10 protein-coding genes and 1 pseudogene are annotated in these 16907 nt (G+C 74.9%); 9 read left to right on the top strand and 2 right to left on the bottom strand.

Going from position 1 to position 16907, the window contains the following annotated elements:
- The first annotated feature begins 482 nt into the window (after positions 1–482).
- Positions 483–1703 carry a GNAT family N-acetyltransferase gene (locus tag AB0I68_RS31690; protein WP_363180817.1) on the top strand — a complete coding sequence of 407 codons (1221 nt, stop codon included), beginning with the start codon at positions 483–485 and terminating at the stop codon, positions 1701–1703.
- Positions 1704–2024: 321 nt separating this feature from the next.
- Here AB0I68_RS31690 and AB0I68_RS31685 read toward each other — a convergent pair whose 3' ends face one another.
- The gene (locus tag AB0I68_RS31685) at positions 2025–2513 is read right to left on the bottom strand and encodes a carboxymuconolactone decarboxylase family protein (protein ID WP_363180816.1); all 489 of its coding nucleotides are present in this window, start codon (positions 2511–2513) and stop codon (positions 2025–2027) included.
- 487 nt (positions 2514–3000) lie between these two features.
- Between AB0I68_RS31685 and AB0I68_RS31680 the strand changes: the two are divergent.
- The 8 genes and pseudogenes from AB0I68_RS31680 to AB0I68_RS31645 all read left to right on the top strand — a co-directional run.
- A pseudogene (locus tag AB0I68_RS31680) lies at positions 3001–5454 on the top strand (SpoIIE family protein phosphatase); the annotation flags it as partial.
- A gap of 647 nt (positions 5455–6101) precedes the next feature.
- On the top strand, positions 6102–6293 hold the full coding sequence (locus AB0I68_RS31675) for a thiazolylpeptide-type bacteriocin (protein ID WP_363180815.1): 192 nt from the start codon (positions 6102–6104) through the stop codon (positions 6291–6293).
- A gap of 104 nt (positions 6294–6397) precedes the next feature.
- Positions 6398–9229: a lantibiotic dehydratase gene (locus AB0I68_RS31670; protein ID WP_363180814.1), complete on the top strand. Its 2832-nt coding sequence runs from the start codon at positions 6398–6400 to the stop codon at positions 9227–9229.
- 86 nt (positions 9230–9315) lie between these two features.
- Positions 9316–10515, top strand: a complete 1200-nt coding sequence (locus AB0I68_RS31665; RefSeq protein ID WP_363180813.1) for a lantibiotic dehydratase C-terminal domain-containing protein — start codon at positions 9316–9318, stop codon at positions 10513–10515.
- Positions 10512–12293 (top strand): hypothetical protein, encoded by a 1782-nt coding sequence (locus tag AB0I68_RS31660; RefSeq protein ID WP_363180812.1) that lies wholly within the window; start codon positions 10512–10514, stop codon positions 12291–12293. Before AB0I68_RS31665 ends, AB0I68_RS31660 begins: the two co-directional genes overlap by 4 nt.
- Positions 12290–14248: a TOMM precursor leader peptide-binding protein gene (locus tag AB0I68_RS31655; protein WP_363180811.1), complete on the top strand. Its 1959-nt coding sequence runs from the start codon at positions 12290–12292 to the stop codon at positions 14246–14248. Before AB0I68_RS31660 ends, AB0I68_RS31655 begins: the two co-directional genes overlap by 4 nt.
- A gap of 10 nt (positions 14249–14258) precedes the next feature.
- Entirely contained in the window at positions 14259–16136 is a 1878-nt protein-coding gene (locus AB0I68_RS31650; RefSeq protein ID WP_363180810.1) for a thiopeptide-type bacteriocin biosynthesis protein, read from the top strand.
- Positions 16117–16281: a hypothetical protein gene (locus AB0I68_RS31645; protein ID WP_363180809.1), complete on the top strand. Its 165-nt coding sequence runs from the start codon at positions 16117–16119 to the stop codon at positions 16279–16281. Before AB0I68_RS31650 ends, AB0I68_RS31645 begins: the two co-directional genes overlap by 20 nt.
- Before the next feature lie 77 nt (positions 16282–16358).
- Here AB0I68_RS31645 and AB0I68_RS31640 read toward each other — a convergent pair whose 3' ends face one another.
- Positions 16359–16664: a hypothetical protein gene (locus tag AB0I68_RS31640; RefSeq protein WP_363180808.1), complete on the bottom strand. Its 306-nt coding sequence runs from the start codon at positions 16662–16664 to the stop codon at positions 16359–16361.
- Between the last annotated feature and the right edge of the window lie 243 nt (positions 16665–16907).

Raw genomic sequence — 16907 nt, 5'->3', positions numbered from 1 at the left:
GTGCCCCCACCGCAGTGGCTCCCTCCTCCGCCTTGCAATCCACGGCACCAGACGACCCGGGCTATCCGGCCCTGATCCGCCGGACACCCCCTAGGGGCGACGGACTGCCCGCATTCGTACGGCCGTGCGGAGGCAGGAGCGGGTTCGTGCCGATCGGCTGGTGGGGTGTCTGCTTCCCGTGTTGATCTTCCGGGCGGGCTCGGGTCGGCACCGGTTTCCGGCTGCGCCCAGCCTGTCGGGGAACGGGGTCTTCTACTGGGCGCGATCCGCGCCCCGGTGGGCGTGGCGCCTCGTCCGGCTGCGGGACTGTCCTGGTCGACGTCGAAAGCCGGCGTCCAGCACGCCGATACCCCGGGACCGGCTGCGCCGCGACCGGCCGCGGGCCCTGCCGTAATTCGCTTGACCTGACCACGGGACAAGGCTGCACTGTGGCGGGACACCACGAGTCGTGGTGCCCGTATCCCGGGGAGGCAGTGGCAGCAATGGAGATCCGTCCCACGACCGACCAAGACCTCGACGTCTTCGTCGACACGCTCCATGCCGCGTTCGGGCGCTTCCCGGAAACCCCGGTCGAGGGCGGCGGGGTCTGGTGGTCGGCCCTCGAAATGGACCGCGGCCTGCTCGCCATGACGGCGGACGGGCGGCCCGTCGGCACCGCCGGTGCGTACTCCTTCGAGCTCACCCTGCCCGGTGAGGTCCTCGCCCCGGCCGCCGGGGTGACCGCAGTCGGTGTCCTGCCCTCGCACCGACGCCAGGGCGTGCTCAGCGCGATGATGCGGCGTCAGCTCACCGAGCTGCGGACCCGAGGGGAGTTCCTCTCCGTACTGCTGGCCTCAGAGGCCCTGATCTACCGCAGGTTCGGGTACGGACCGGCGACCTACACGCAGCGGCTGACGGTGCCGCGCCACCAGGCCGCCCTCGCCCTGCCCCGGGCGCGCGGAACGGCCGACGCCCCAGCGACCGGCTCGGTCGAGCTGCTGCGGCGTGCCGAGTGCGGCGAGGTCCTGGAAGAGGTCTACGACCGGTACCGCCGCACACAGCCCGGCGCGCTGTCCCGGCCGCACCGCTGGTGGGCCGTGGGCGCGGGGCAGCCCCCGGTCTCTCCGGCACCGCGCCACGTCGCCGTCCACCGCGACGCCGACGGCGTCCCGGACGGGTACGCCAGCTACTCGCTCGGCGAGCCCGACACCTTGACGGTCGACGAGACCATCGCCACCGACGACGCCGTCTCCACGGCCCTGGCCCGGTTCGTGCTCGGACACGACCTGGTCTCTCAGGTCGTGTTCAAGCGCTTCCCGCCCGAGCACCCGCTGCGCTGGCAGCTTGCGGACTTCCGCGCCGGCCAGGTGAGCAACGACACCGACTGGCTCTGGGTGCGGCTGCTGGACGTCCCGCGTGCGCTGACCGCGCGCGGCTGGCTCATGGACGGCGAGCTCGTCCTCGACGTCGACGACCCGTTCCTCGGCGAGCACGGCCGCTACCTGCTGACCGTCCGGGACGGCAAGGCCGACTGCGTCCCGACGGGCCGCGAGCCCGACCTGTCCCTGGACGTGAGCGACCTGGGCTCCATCTACCTCGGCGGCACCGCCCCGAGCACGCTCGTGCGTGCCGGACACATCCGGGCACACCGCCCGGGCGCGGCCACCCTCGCTGACGCCCTTTTCCGCGCCGAGCGCTCCCCGCACTGCCTGCACTGGTTCTGACCGCGCCCTCACCGACCCTGCACAAGGCTCGTCAGTCTGGCTGCAAGGGGGCGTCCGCGGTGCTTGCCTCCTGCGCGGCGGGGGGGGTGCTCGGCCATGGTCACCCCTCGGGGCGGATGCTCCCGACGTGCGAAGGGGTGAGTGGGCGCGGCCGGGGGCGGGGGGCGGGGCTGGAGCGGGCGAGCCGTCACGCAGTGCCGGACACCCGTCGGGGAGCGTTCTCGTTCTGGTGCCCATGAAACCGAGCCCTGAGGCTGCCTCGGCAGGCGGTGAGGCGACTGGCGAACGCCCCGTGAGAACCCGGTGTGCGCAGGGGTCAGGTCAGTCCCACTGCTCGTCCGCGAGGGACGCGACAGGGGCCGGCTTGCCGATGACGGCCAACGCGATGAAGAAGCTGATCTGGCCGATCGCGATGGTGAGGGTGGCCAGCGCCTTCTCGTCGTAGTGCTTCGCAACCTCCGCGTACAGCTCGTCCGTGACCCGCTCCCGGCCGTGCGGGGCCGCCTGGAGGGTGGCCTCCACCAGCGCCAGCGCCGCCCGCTCGGCGTCCGTGAAGTACGGGGCGTCCTGCCACGACGAGACGGCCGTGATGCGCTCCTCGGACTCCCCCGCCTTGCGAAGGAAACCGCTGTTCAAAATGGTCAGGTAGGTGTTGCCGACTATCTGCCCCGCCCGCAGGTGCACCAGGCTCATCGTGGTGCGCGGGACCGACCGGTTGCCGGTGGCCCTGAAAAGAGCCGCGCTGATGTCGTTCAGCTCGGGCACGAACTCAGCCGGGTTCGACATCCGGGAGATCGAGGTGTCCGTCATGACTGCACTCCTTCACATCGGCCTGATCGGCGACTACACAGCACTGACGGACCGGCACACCCGGATGTGACAGGAACCCGGAAAATTCTTTCCCGGTGCGCTCCGCGCCTGGTCACAAACCCCGTACTCCAGGTCCGCGCCCCGTACCCGGCACCGTTCGGCGACGCCTCCATGCCGCTGCCCCGCATCTCGCCCCCGTCATCGGATACGCGCCCGAAATCGCCGAGCGGGCGTCCCAGAATGCCGGGGCCGCCATGGATGAGCCGATCGGGAGCGCGCCGGCCACCGCCCGGACACGTGGGTGCGCGACCTCGCCCACGCCCATGGCCGAACCGCAGCGCTACGAGTAGGGTCCGCGCACCAACGGCTCCAAAGGCCCCACCGGAGGTCTGTCCGCTCCGCTCCTGACTCGCGCTGACGGTACGAGGCGCGACAGCATGGAGGGAGGGCGGTCGACCGTGGCTGCCCGCACAGGAGGACGTTACAGACCGTGACCAGGCAGCGCTTTGCGTTCTGCGGGGCTGAGCTGGCCGCTGTCTACGTGCTCGCCGAGGGCCGCGGGGAACTCCATCTGGCCGAGATGACCGGAAACCGCGCCATGCTGTACGGGCTGCCGGCGGTCCTCTCCGTGGACGGGCACTCCCCGGCCGCCGAGGCCTACCGCTCGGGCCGCCCGCTGTGGCTGAACCCGAAGGAACTCGCCGCATACGTGGAGGAGGACCCGCACCACTTCCCCGGGCGGGCGCGGCACGACTCCGTCCGGGCATCGCCGGCCAGGCTCTCGCTCGGTGCCCTGCCGCTCGGGCACGGCTCCAAGGAGCTGGGCTGTCTGATCGTCGCCGGCGATGTCCCGGACGGGTTCAGCAACGACCGCCGGAGCCTGCTGGAGCTGTACGCCGACCAGGTCGCCGCCGGACTCGAATCGGTGGCCGCCCACGCGTCCGGGCACACGGCCCCGCGCCCCGTGCTGGGACACACACTGGTGCCGCTCCGGGGCGGCGCGTTCATCCTGGACCTCGCCTCCGGCCGCATGGAGGCGCACGCGCGCGTGCTGGAGCTGCTCGGTATCCCGCCCGACCAGTTCGGCGGCAACGTGGAGATGCTGCTCGCGAGTGCCGTGCCGGACGACATCCCCGCGCTGATGGCCATCGTGGAGCCTGACAGGCTGACGTCGGATCCGCAGCAGCTGGCGTTCCGCATCCGCCGGCCGGGAGGTGAACTGCGCTGGCTGGGCCTGCGGTGCCGGGTGATGACGGACGACGACGGCACCCCCGTGCGGGTCCTCGGCGTGGTGGCCGACGCCTCCTACCTGCGCCCCACTGCCGACGAAGTCTCCATCGTGCAGCGGCTGTCCGCCAAGCTGGCCGGCGCGACGACCATCAGGGACGTCAGCCGGATCGTCGTCAACTCCCTGCGCGGCCCACTGGACGCGAGCCGGGTGGCGGTCGCCGAGCTGGAGGCCGACCGGCTCGTGTTCACCGTCCTCGACCCTCCCGAGCCGCACGCATGGCCGGGTATGTGGCGTTCGGAATGGCGATCCGAGTGGCCGGACGCCTCGATGCACGACCTGCCCACGCTGCGGAACGCACTGCGGGAGGGCCATGTGAGCCTCTGGCCGCCGGGTGCGGACCTCGAACCCGCTCTCGCGGGGATCGGGCCCGGCGGGCTTGCGGTCCTGCCGCTGCCGGCGGACGGCCGGATGGTCGGGGTCTGCCTCGTGGGATGGGACGGTGAGCACCGGTTCGGACCGGAGGAGCGGTCGCTGCTGACCGCCACCGCAGGGCTGGTGGGGCAGGCGCTGATGCGCGCGCACGCGCTGGACGCCGGCCATGAACTCGCCACGATGCTCCAGCGCAGTCTGCTGCCGCGCAAACTCCCTTCGCTGCCCGGTGGGGTGGCCGTCGCCCGTTATCTGCCCGCGACCGTGGGGCTGGAAGTGGGCGGCGACTGGTACGACGTCATCCCGCTCGGCGACGGCCACGTGGCGCTCGTCATCGGCGACGTGCAGGGGCACAGCGCCGGAGCCGCGACCATCATGGGCCAGATTCGGACGGCGGTGAGGGCCTACGCAGTGGAGCGCCACCCGCCCGATGTGGTCATCGCCCGGGCCAACCGGCTGCTCGTCGGCATGGAGACGGACCTGTTCGCCACCTGTCTGTACGTGGACCTGGACATGGAGGAGGGCATCGCCTGGTTCGTCCGCGCCGGCCACCTGCAGCCGGTCCTGCGCAACCCGGACGGCAGCACCGAGGAGATGGAGGTCGAAGGAGGACCGCCACTGGGAGTGGTCACGGACACCGAATTCCCCATGACGGAAGTCGGCTTGGTCCCGGGGACCCTGCTCGCCCTGCTGACGGACGGCATGGTCGAGTCGTCCAACGTCCGTCTGGAGGACGGCATGCGCCGGGTGTGCGACGTGTTGGCCACGGCGGACCCGGCCGACCCGGGGATGGTGGCCGACGAACTGCTCTCGGGGGTCAGCCGGCGGGACGACGACGTGGCGCTGCTGCTCCTGCGCTACGACGGCACCCGCGTCCGGCCGACGCGGACGAACTGGACCGTCTGGCGGCTCCCCAACGCCGTCCTGCACGCTCGCCGTTTCGCCGCGCGCACACTCCGCTCGTGGGGCGTGGAGGAGGAACTCGATGTCGCCCTGCTGGTGGTCTCCGAGCTGGTCACCAATGCGATCGCCCATACGCAGGGAGAAGTGCGGCTGGATCTGACGCTGTCGGCGGACCGGCTGCGGATCGCCGTGAACGACGCCTCGCCCCGCAGCCCGGTCAAGCCTGCGGACGTGGACTGGTCGGCGACCGGGGGCCGTGGACTCCTCATCGTCGAGGCGACGACGGCGTCGTGGGGCTCGGTACCGCTCAGCAGCGGCAAGCAGGTGTGGGCCGAGGTGCCGTTGGCGCCGCGCGAGCGGCTCACCGAGCAGGCGTAGCGGCGCCGCCCTGGGTGCACGCCGCGGCCCTGGATACCCCCACGGCGAGAACCGTCGCGGTTCCACCTGAGTTCAGCCAGGCAGTCCGGCGCCGGGCGGGCGTTGTCGAAGGATCCGATGGGCGCGCACACGCGCCGTTGTGCACGCTCGGCCGTAGGGGCGCCGGCATGCGGTGCGGGGCGCGGCTTGGGGCGCGGCTTGGGGGCGCGGGAGTTTGACCGGTTCACCATGCCCGCGAACGACCACCCGGGCTGCCTTCCGGCGCTCCGGCCCGGCCGCGGCCGGGCCCGGTCGCCCCGGGAAGCTGCGTGTTCCCGGCAGCCTCTTCCCGGGCCCACGAGCAGCGATGGTCACCGCAGCGCGCCCCGCGGCCATGGGGGGCGCGCAGTCTCGAGTACCGCCGGGAGGCCAGTGGCCTGCCGGCAAGGTGACGAAGCAGGACAGGTCAACAGGCCAACATGACATGGGTGGTTGCCGTTGTCCCGTTCCGGCGCGGAGACTCGTGCTGCACCACGACGCTCACTCGGATGCCCCCGGCCACGAACCATCGGTTCCCGGGTGGCACTCCGCCCGCCGGCCGCGGGCGCCGGGTACCCGACGCCGTCTTCGCGGTTCCGCAATCACTCAGAAACCAGAGGAAATCCGTCATGTCTGAAATCACTGGTACTACCGGGTCAGACCACCTCGACCTGGACCTGGACCTCGACCTCAGCGAGCTGACCGTCACCGCGCTGAGCGACACCGCCGCACTGCCCGAGAACGGCGCCTCCTGGGGCTCCTGCTCCTGTCAGGGCTCTTCCTCCTGCGCCCAGCCGCAGGTGGAGACGCCCGTCGCCTGACGGCTGTGACGGGCCGCTCCCGTGCGGCCGGCCCACCCGGGCACGGGCTGCGGGCCGAGCCGGACGACAGATCACAGGCCCAGACCGCACCACGGGAGCCCGCCATGCCGCATCCCACCCAGCCGGCCGCGCCGCCACGCGTCACGTCCGTGCCGGGAACCGCCCGCCCGCCGGCGGGACCGTCCGCCCGGACCGCCCCGTACGCGCTGGTCCGCGCCACGGTGACGGCGCACCCCGCACAGCCGGAGGCGGCGGCGCGGGTACGGAGCCTGCTCGGCCGGCTCACCGCCATCGCGGCGCAGGAGGACGCACTGCGTCCGGCCCTGTGCGACGACCTCTTCGACTCCCGGCGGGGCCACCACGAGGAGTTCCACCGCCAGGTGGTGCTCCCGCTGCGCCGTGCGCTGCACAACGGCCGCACCCCCCGCCCGGCCCTGCTGGCCCGGCTCGGCGACCTGCCCGTGCGGGTGCCCCGGCTCGGCACCTGGCTCGCCCTGCGCGAGCGCCGCGCCGCACTCCTCACGGATCTGGCCGCGGCCGCCCCGGACGCCCTGACCGCCGAGCGCTCCGCGCTCGCGGAACTGTGCCGCTCCCCCGGCTTCGCCCGGGCCGTCGCGCTCACGAGCACCGACCTGCTGCGCGCCGTGTCCCGGGCCGCCCGGGACGAGGGCGGGCGCAGGGCCCGCAAGGAAGAGTCCTCGGTGCTGCGGCACGCCCTGCGCGCCAGTACGAAGACCAGCCCGCTGTCATGGTTCACCGCGGTGGGGTGGTCCGGCGGTGCGGGCGCCGGTGACGCAGCCGCCGCGGCAGAAGGCCAGAGCCTGCCCCCGGACCGGCTGCCGCCGCCGCTGCGGTCCGCGGTGCGGGAGAACCGGACCCTCGTCGCGGCGCTGGTCGCCGCGCTGTTGGACGAACCGCGCCGCCGACGCGCGCTCCCCCATCGCATGACCAGCAGTGCGCGGCCCGGCGCCGACGGCCGGGCCCGCTACGCCAAGGACCGCACGGCCTTCGCGGGCGGCCGGTACCTCGTCACCCGTGAGGAGACGATCGAGCTCGCAGCCCACCCCGCCCTGGCCGAGATGGACGCGCTCGCGGCCACGCCCGCGACGCTCGACGGGCTGGCGGCCCGGCTCGGCCCGGCCCTCGGCCGCCCCTGCGCGGACCCCGCCGTCGGCCGCTATCTCGGCCAACTCGCCGACAGCGGCCTGCTGGTGCCCGTGGAACCCGTCGACCCGCAGCACCCGGACCCGCTGCGCGCGCTGGCCGACTGGCTTCGCCAGTGGCCCGAGGACGCAGCTCTGGCCGACCGGACCGACCGGCTCGCGGCCGGCACCGCCCGCTTCGCGAACGCCCGGCCCGAGGAGCGGCCCGCCCTGCTCGCCGGCCTCGCGGACTGCTGGCGCAGCCTTCTGGCCGACGCCGGCCGGCCCGTCCCGGCCGATGCCGCCCCGCTGAACGTGCTCACCGAGGACGTGCTCGCCGAGGACGTACTCGCCGCCGGAGACCCGACGGCGGACACCGCGTCCGGCCCTGCGGCTGCCGGCATCCGTACCGTCACCGGGGAGTCCGGCCGGCTGACCGGCGCGGACCGCGCCGTACTCGGTGAACTGAGCGCCCTGGCCGAGTTGTTCGACCTCGGACACGTGATGCGGCGGGTCGCACTGGAGCGCTTCGTCGCCCGCTACGGGCGCGGGGGGACCTGCCCGGCCCCCTGGGAGTTCGGCTCCGACACCGCCGCCGCGTGGGAGGAGGCCGCACGCCTCGCCGGCCGGCCCGCCGGCGATCCGGGGCTCTCCGCCGAACTGTCCGAACTGGCCCGGCTGCGGGAGGATTTCGTCCAGCGGACACGGACCGCCGCGGCGGCAGCACCGGGCGGCTGGGCGGAGGAGGTCGTCCTGCCCGCCGAAGAGGTGCGCGGGCTCGCCGCCCGGCTGCCCGGCTGGACCGTCGCCCGCCCGCTCAGCTACTCGTGGTTCGTCCAACGCGCGGTCCCGGCCGCCGGGCCGCAGGCGGAACCGGCTCCGGCCGATCGCCCGGAGGACCCCGTCCCGGGCGGTCTGCTCTGCGTCAACCACGCCTACGGCGGCTGGGGCCGCTTCACCAGCCGCTTCCTGGACGGTCTGCCCCACGGTGCCGCCGCGGAGGTGACCCGCGCGATCCGCCGCGGCCTCGGCGACGGCGGCCGGGCCGTTCAGATCCGGCCGGTGGGCGGCTTCAACGCCAACCTTCACCCGCTGCTCGTCGGCGAGGAGATCGGCCCCGACCGGTACCGGAGCGCGCTCGCCGAGGCCGATGTGGAGTTGGTCCACGACCCCGATACCGACCAGCTCCGGCTCCGGGTGCGGGCCACCGGCGAACCCCTCGACGTGCTCTACCTCGGCTTTCTCGCCCCGGTCATGCTCCCGCAGCGCCTCGCGCCGTTCCTCTGCGATCATCCGGGCGGCGTCGTGGACTTCCGCCGGCTGCTGCCCCGCCGCACCCTGGCCGTCCCCGGTGGCGAGGTGCTGCGCACCCCCCGGCTGCGCCACCGCCATGCGGTGCTGGCCCGGCGGCGCTGGCACCTGCCCGAAGGGGTACTGGCCGTGCTCCGCGCCGACCTCGCGGCCGACCCCGGCGAGATCCCGGCCGCGGCGGTGGCCCGCTGGCGGTCCCTGCTGGGGCTGCCCGAGCAGCTGTTCCTGCACCCGGTACCGGAGCCGCTCGCCGGGCGGGCCGCCGAGGACTTCGTACGGAGTCTGCGCGCGCCGAAGCCCCAGGCCCTCGACCTGGGCAGCGCCCTGCACCTGCGCTGCCTCTCCGGCTGGCTGGCCCGCCATCCGCGCGGCGTGGTGCTGGAGGAGGCCCTGCCCGTCTTCGGGGGCCGGAGCCGCCCCGCCCGTGCCGTGGAGCTGGTTGCCGAGACCTACCGGCCCGCGCGCACCGCCCGGTCCGGCTGAGCCGCCCGCTCCACCCGAGCCGTCCCGTCCACCTGCCCCGGCGGGCCCCACCGCCATCCCGCCCGTCATCCGCCGAGGAGACACCGATGAACGCCCCGGCCACCGGCCCGGACACCGCCCGGCCCACCTCGACCACCGCGTCCGCCACCGGCAGCGCCACGGCCACAGCTCTTGACGTGGTCGTCTACCACTACGAGCCGGTCAAGGCGCCTCTCCTGCGCGAAGCCGTGCTGCCCCTCGCCCGGCGGGCCGCCGCGGACGGGCTGACCGCTCACGTCGAACGCCACTGGCTGCACGGCCCGCACGTGCGGCTGCGGCTGCGCGGCCTCCCCGGCGCCGTGGCCGCCACAGCCGAGCGCACGGCAGCCGAGCTGCGCGCTCGCGCTGCCTCGCATCCGTCGCGGGCCGCCGTCGACGGGCAGGAGCTGCTGGCGCAGGCCGCGGTGGCGGGGCGGGCGGAGCTGATCCCGCCCCCGTACGGTCCGCTCGTACCGGACAACACCGTGCGGCTGGAGCCGGTGGACCTGTCCTCCCTGGAGGCACTGATCGGCCCGGACGGGGTGCGGCTGCGCGAGGACCTGCTGGCCCTGGGCCTGCCCGCCCTCCAGGCGGGCACCGCCTTCCTCGGCGAGCGCGGGGACGCGTCCGCCGCCAGGGTCGAGCTCGTGGTGGCGGCCCTCGCGGCCCATGCGGCCGCGCACCCCGAAGGACTGGTCGGCGGCCACTACTCGTACGTCTCCCACCTGGAGGACTTCCTCGTCCACGACGACCCGGACGGACGGCTGCGTGCGGCCTTCGATCGCCGCTGGGAGGCCGCGGGCGGGCGGATCTCCGCACTGGTGGGCCGGATCGCGGCTGGCGGTGCGGCCGGCTGGGAGCGGGCCTGGGCCGACTGGTCCGCGGGGGCCTGGCGGATCGCGGAGGAACGGCTGCGGGCGGGCGCGGACTTCACCGGGGTTCCCGCCGCGTACCGGGACCGGGCCGCGGCGCTCGACGACCGGGCCACCGCCGAGCGCTGGGACCGGGAGGTGCGCACCCGGTACAGCGACTTCCACCGGCGGCTGCACCGCTCGGACCCGCAGGGCACGATGTGGACCCGCCCCGACTATCTGGTCTACCGGGCCTGCACGAACGGGCTGTACCGGCTCCTCACCGCCTGCGATGTCCGGCCCGTGGAGCGCTACCTCGCCGCCCACCTCGTGGTGCGGAGCGTGCCAGGGCTCACCGGGCACCGGTGGCAGGCGCGCGTCGACGAGGTCATCGCCGCCGTGGAGGCGACCCGGTGACCGCCGCAGAGTCGCCGCGCATGCGGCTGCGGCCCGGGGTGGCGGTCACCCCGCTGCGAGCCGGCCTTCACCTGCGCGGCCGGGACGGGAGCGTGACGCTCGAGGGAAGCCGGGCTCTGCCCGCCCTGTGGGAGCTGCTGGCCGATCAGCTCGGCCATGGGCCCGAGGACGGCCGGGGCGGGCAGGAGGACCTGCCCCGTCCCCGGCCCCGCCTCGATCCGGCCGATCCCCGGGTCGAGTCCGCGCTGGCCGCGCTGAGCTCGCAGCTGCACGCGCACGACCTGCTCGCCGAGTATCCGGCGGGAGCCGCCGAGCCGGCCGCATGGCTGGGAGCGTCCACGCACCGGCCGGGACTCGCGGCCGCGGCCCTCGCCGCCGCGCGGCCCGTGGTCGCAGCAGCTGATCCCGCCGGCCCGCTCGCCACGGCGCTGATCAGCGCCCTGGAGCGCGCGGGGACACGCCCGGAGGTGTTCCGCGACACGGGCCTGCCGGCCGACCGAGTGGTGGCGGTCGCGGGCACTCCGCCGGTGGCCGTGGCCGTGGCCCGCACCGCTGACGGCGGCTTCGCCACGGCCCCGGCCGAGCCGGGGCGGGCGCATTCCGACGCCGAGTCGATCGCCGCCCGCCTGTGCCCCGCCACCGGTTCCGCGCCCGCCGGGACGACGGCAGGGGCACCGTCGGCGCTGACGGCCCTGCTGGCCGGTGCCGCGGCGCAGCGGCTGCTGTGCGCCGCGGCCGGTCTGCCCGATCCCGCCGGGCGGGAGGAGGACCCGCGGCTCCTCCCGGACCGTCCCGCCGTACTGGTCGCCGAGGCCCGGCCGCCGCACGCGTCCTACCACCCGTGGGTCACCGGGCCGGTCGATCCAACGGCCCCCTCCCCCTCTCCCGCCGGCAACCTGGACGAGGCCCTGCGCCGTATCGGGGCACTGGGCGACCCGCACCTGGGAGTGCTCGACGCACCGCGGCCGGGCCGGCTGCCCCAGTTGCCCGCCGCGCTCGCGGCCTGCCGCACCCCGGCCGGGCCCCTGGTGGCAGGGGCGCCGCGGGCGGACCTGGCGCGGCTCACCGCAGGGTGCCGTGCGGCCGAACTGCACTTGGACGACGGGACGTCGGGCCCGGTGGCAGTCGGCGCCGGACCGGGGCACGCCCTGGGGCGGGCCCTGCGCCGAGCCGCCCTTGCCGCCGCGGATCGCTCCGGCCCCGGCCGCGCCCTGAGCGAGGAGGAATGGCGCGAGCATCCGCAGGCCCGGCACTGGTGGACCGTACTGACCCGGCACCTGGAGCTTCCGATGGAGATGACGGTTCATCGGTTCCCTGCGGAGCAGGCCTACCTGGCTGTGGTACGGGACCCTGCTGCGGAGGCCGGGACCGCAGGAGTGTCCGCCCGTGCGGTGGAGGCAACACCCGCCGACGCCGCAGCCCTGGCCGCGCTCGGCGCGGTGACCCGGGCCATGGCCGCCGAGCACGGTCCGGCCGGGGCTGTGCACACCGTGTTCAGCGGAGCCGAGGCCGCGCTCGCGACCACGGGAGTCGAACCGGCGGCCTGGACGGACGAAGGATGGACCGACCGCTGGCTGGCCGGGATGGCACGGCGGGAGCCGGAACTGTGCGCGGCGCTGGCCCGGCTCACCGGACTGCGACCCGAGCCCTGGCAGCCGGGTGCGGCGGACCTGACGGGCAACGGAGCGGCCGGGCCGGTCCGGGCTGCCGAGCCGGTCCGGGCTGCCCTGCACGCATGCGGGTTCACCGTCCTGGCCGGATGGGGAGGAGCGCGATGAGCGGGGCGACGACGAACGGGACGGCCGGGGACGCGCCGGCGATGGGGGCGGCAGTGGTGGCCACCGCCGCCGGCGACGTTCCCGTCCTGGATCCGGCTGCGGCGCTGGACACCACCGGTGGCGCCGCCATCGTCCACTTCACCTCCTGGACGCTGGAGCTGGCGGAGCGGATCAGCCGCCACGCGCTGGCCCATCCCGTGCGCCTGGTGCCGGTGCGCGAGGACGGTGCGCTGACCGTCGTCGGGCCCGTGCTGGCGCCCGGGGTGCGGGCGTGCCTGTCGTGCACCGAGTACCAGCGACTGGCCACCACGGGCGGCAGGGTGCCCTGGCAGAGCCCCCGGCTGGCGCTCGGTGGCACCGGCACCCCGGCCCTGGCGGAGGCGGCCCTGCTGCTCGCGGCCGACCTGCTGGAGGCCGGGCCCGCCGCGGAGCCGGGGACACCGCCGCCCGCCACCGTCCACGTCATCCAGGGGCACCGGGCCACCTGGTCCACCCACGTCGTCCGCCCGATCGGTGGCTGCCCGGTCTGCCGCCCGCTGCCGGCCGACTCCCCCGCCGCGGCCGCGCTTGCGGCCACGCCGCAGCCGCTGCCCGACCCCGCCGTGCTGCGCGGCCCCAACGACCGTACGGACGGGGAACGGTTGCGGGCCGAACTGCACGACGAGCGGTTCGGCCCGGTGCGCCGCCTGTTCCGTACCGAAGACTCCGCCTTCGCCCTCACCACCGCCTGGGTGACGGACGGCCGTCTGCTCGACGACGGCGGCTACGGTCGCTCCGCCGACTTCCGCTCCAGCGAGCGAGTGGCGCTGTTCGAGGGCGTGGAGCGGCTGGCCGGCATGCGCCCGCTGGGGCGCCGTACCCTCCTGCGCGCATCCTTCGCCGAGCTGGGCCCGGAGGCCGCCGTGGACCCCGCCCGGCTCGGTCTGCCCGATCCGGCAGCCCACCCGGGGCACCCCGCCGTGCGGACGGTCCCTTACCACGCGGACCTGGAGCTGGACTGGGTGTACGGCTGGTCCCTCACCGAGGGCCGGGCCCGCGCGGTGCCCGAGCACGTGGCGTACTGGGACCTGCCTCAGGGCCCGGGCCGGACACGGGTGGTCTACGAGTCCTCGAACGGCTGCGGACTCGGGAACAGCCCCCAGGAGGCGGCTCTCTACGGGCTGTTCGAGGTGGCCGAACGGGACGCCTTCCTGATGGCGTGGTACGCGCGCACGCCGCTGCCCGCAGTCGCGTTGCCCACCGACGACCCGCTGGTGACCTCCCTGGCCGCGCGCGCCGCGCTCATGGGCTACCGGCTGGGCCTGCTGGACGCCACGAACGACCTCGGCATCCCGGCGGTCGTCGCGTTCTGCCGCTACGAGGGGAGCCACCCCGATGCTCCCCGCGCCTTCCTTGCCGCCGGGGCCCACCACGATCCGCGTGCCGCGATCCGCTCGGCGGTGGCGGAGGTCGTCACCAACGTCCAGGACGCCGTGCACCGGCCGGCCGGCCCGGGCGGGCCGCGCGACCCGGAGCGGCTGCGGCCCATGCTCCGGCAGCCCGAGCTGGTGGTAGACCTCGACGACCACGTGGGCCTCAACACCCTGCCGGAGGCCCAGCCCCGGCTTCAGTTCCTGTTCTCCGGCATCCGGGAGGTCCCGTGGCAGGAACGGTGGCCGGGCGCGCCCACACCGGTGGCCGACCTCACCCGGCTGCTGACGGACACGGTCGCGCGACTGGCCACCGAGGGGCTCGAGGTGGTCGTGGTGACGCAGGACGAGCCCGGGATCCGGGACCGGCTGGGGCTGCACTGCGCCAAGGTGATCGTGCCCGGCACCCTCCCGATGACCTTCGGCCACGTCAACCGCCGCACGCTCGGGCTGCCCCGGCTGCTGGAGGTGCCCCACCGGCTGGGGCGCACCGCCCGCCCGCTGCGCCATGACGAACTCCCCCTGTACCCGCACCCGTTCCCGTGAGGACGATCCGATGACCGAACACCCGAACGCGTCTCCGTCCCGCGCTACGGCGGGCGGGACCACCGCTACGACGACCGTCCTCGCTCCGGCTCCGGCTCCGGCTCCGGCTCCGGCTCCGGCTCCGGCTCCGGCTCCGGCTCCGGCTCCGGCGGGAGGCTGGCAGAGCCTGCACCTGACCCTGCACGCCGACGGCGCGGACACCGACGCCTTCGTCACCGGGGCGCTCGCCCCGCTGATGGACGGCCGGTACGGACCGAACGGCGGCGCCTGGTTCTTCATCCGCTACCACGAGGGCGGGCCCCACCTGCGCATCAGGTTCCGCCGCAGCGTGTCCACCGGCGGGCCGGTGGGAGCCGCTCCCGCCGAGGACGCAGCCGAACTCGCCTCGGAGCTGGCCCTGCTGGCCGGCGGCACCACCCCCGTCACCGGGCCCTGGCCCAGCCGGCACGGCGAGGTGCGCGCGGCGCCGTACGAGCCGGAGACCGAGCGCTACGGCGGGCCGGCCGCGCTCCCGGTGGCCGAGGAGGTGTTCGTGCACTCGACGCGTGCGGCCGTCGCGGCCCTGCGCGCCGTGCCCGGGCGCGGCGACCGGCTGCGGCTCGCCCTGGACCTCGCCCACGCCACGGCGTACGCCCTGGGCCTGGACGAACTGGCCGCCGCGGGCTGGCTGCGCCGGCACGCCGCTTCCTGGCGCTGGGCCACCGAGGTGCGGCCGCTGCCCGGGCCCGCCGTCCACACCCGCGTCAACACGGTGTTCGCGGCCCAACGAACGAACCTGGCACGGCGTGCGCGGGCGGTCCGCGCCGGGCTCGAAGACGGCTCCGCCGCGCCCTGGCTCGCGGAGTGGACCCGGCAGGTACGGGCGGCTGACGCCCGGTTGCGTACTGCCGTGCCGCCCGCGGACCGGCCGGACCCGCCGGTGCGGGCGGACCGCCGGCTGTGGGTGTGGGCCTCACAACTCCACATGCTGTTCAACCGGTTGGGGGTCGCCCCCGACGAGGAGCGGGCGGTGTGCCGACTCGCGGGCCGCGCCCTGCTGGAGTCGGGGGACGAGAGCGGCTTCTTCGGCTCCGGTCCGCGCGCGGCCGACTACCAGTACCTGGAGCAGAGCAAGTTCCAGATCGGCCGTGCACAGGACACCGCCGTGCGAAGCATCGCACTGCCCGGGCCCCCCTCCGCGTACCGGCCCGAGGTCGAACGCGCGCTCTCCGCGGCCTCGCTGCCGGAGCTGTCCCTCGCCGAGGCGCTGCACCGCCGCAGCTCGGCGCGCGGGGCGCTGCGGGGGCCGCTCACCGCGGACGAGCTGGGCGGGGTCCTGTGGCACGCCCACGCACCGAGCCATGTGTCCCGGCAGCCGCTGGCAGACGGGACGGAGCTCACCCGGCGCCACCGGCCGTACCCGAGTGCGGGAGCCCTCTACAGCGTGCGGGTACGCCTGCTGGCACTCTCCGTGGCAGGGCTGCCCCCCGGCACCTACCACTGCGTGCCGGAGCGGCGGTCGCTGGTCGCCCTCGGACCCGCTCCGGACCTCGGCGGGCTCAAGGCGCTGTCCTCGTACCTCTCACGCCCGGCCGACGACCCGGACTCCGTCGGGATCGACGAGGCACCGGCCGTCCTGGCCGTCCACCTGGACCTCGGGCTGCTCCGCCGCCGGTACGGGCTGCGGGCGCTGCGGCTGGGCCTGCTGGAGGCCGGGCACCTGGCCCAGACCCTCCAGCTCACGGTCGGCGCGTTCGGGCTGGCCACGATTCCGCTCGGAGGCCTGCACGACGACCTGGCGCACGAGCTGCTGGGGCTGGACGACCTCGACGAGCCGATCCAGTACCTGCTTCCGCTCGGCCGCCTGGACTCCCGGACGATCGGTTCCGATGCCGGTCAGCGACCGTGAGCGGTGCGAATCGATGCGCACCGGCAACGTCTGTGACCCCGCGCACCCCGAGCGTTCCGGCGTCGAGCAGCCGGTGGCCGCCGTCCTCCTCCGTCGAGGCGATGACCTCCAGGTCGCGCCCGCTCCGGAGCCGAGCACGGCATGACCGGGGTCCGAACGCGACCGGGGGCCTGCCGAGTCGTCGGCAGGCCCCCGGTCCCCTCGGTCCCGGTGATGCGGACGTCAGTTACGGCCCTGCGTGTCCTGGGCGACCACGAAGTAGATGCCGCAGTCGCCCCCGAACGCCCAGCGTCCGCGGCCCACCCACGCGCCGTAGATCGTCTTGCCGTTGCTGCAGTCGGTGACGGCGCGGGCCTGGCCGCTCCTGACGGTGCAGGTGGCCGTCCACTTGTTGACCTTCTGCGTCCAGTTGGTGCAGCTGTAGTTGCCGCCGGCGGCGGAGGCAGGGGAGGCGGCGGCCAGGCCGCCGACGAGGAACGATGCGGTTGCGGTGGCCACTGCGGCACGGCGCAGCACGGTGAGCTTCAAGGTGGTCTTCCCCGAAAAATGCCCTGTCGGGCGTAGAACAATGGTCATGAACACCGCGAAAGGTGTTCAAGATCATCCTAGCCTGAAGCGCCGTCAGTCCCCGCCGCCGCTCGACCGACCACGCGCTGATCTGCGTCGGCCCGGGGTGCGGCAGGGTGCACTCCAACTCCGCAGGCCGGGAATCCCGTTGCGGGGCCACCAAGACGGTCAGGGGAGGGAGGAGGCGACGCCGTGCATGTACCG

Source organism: Streptomyces sp. NPDC050448, assembly GCF_040655295.1.
GTDB lineage: Bacteria > Actinomycetota > Actinomycetes > Streptomycetales > Streptomycetaceae > Streptomyces.
The sequence above is the reverse complement of the archived record's forward strand: the minus strand, read 5'-3'. Positions and strand labels throughout refer to the sequence as shown.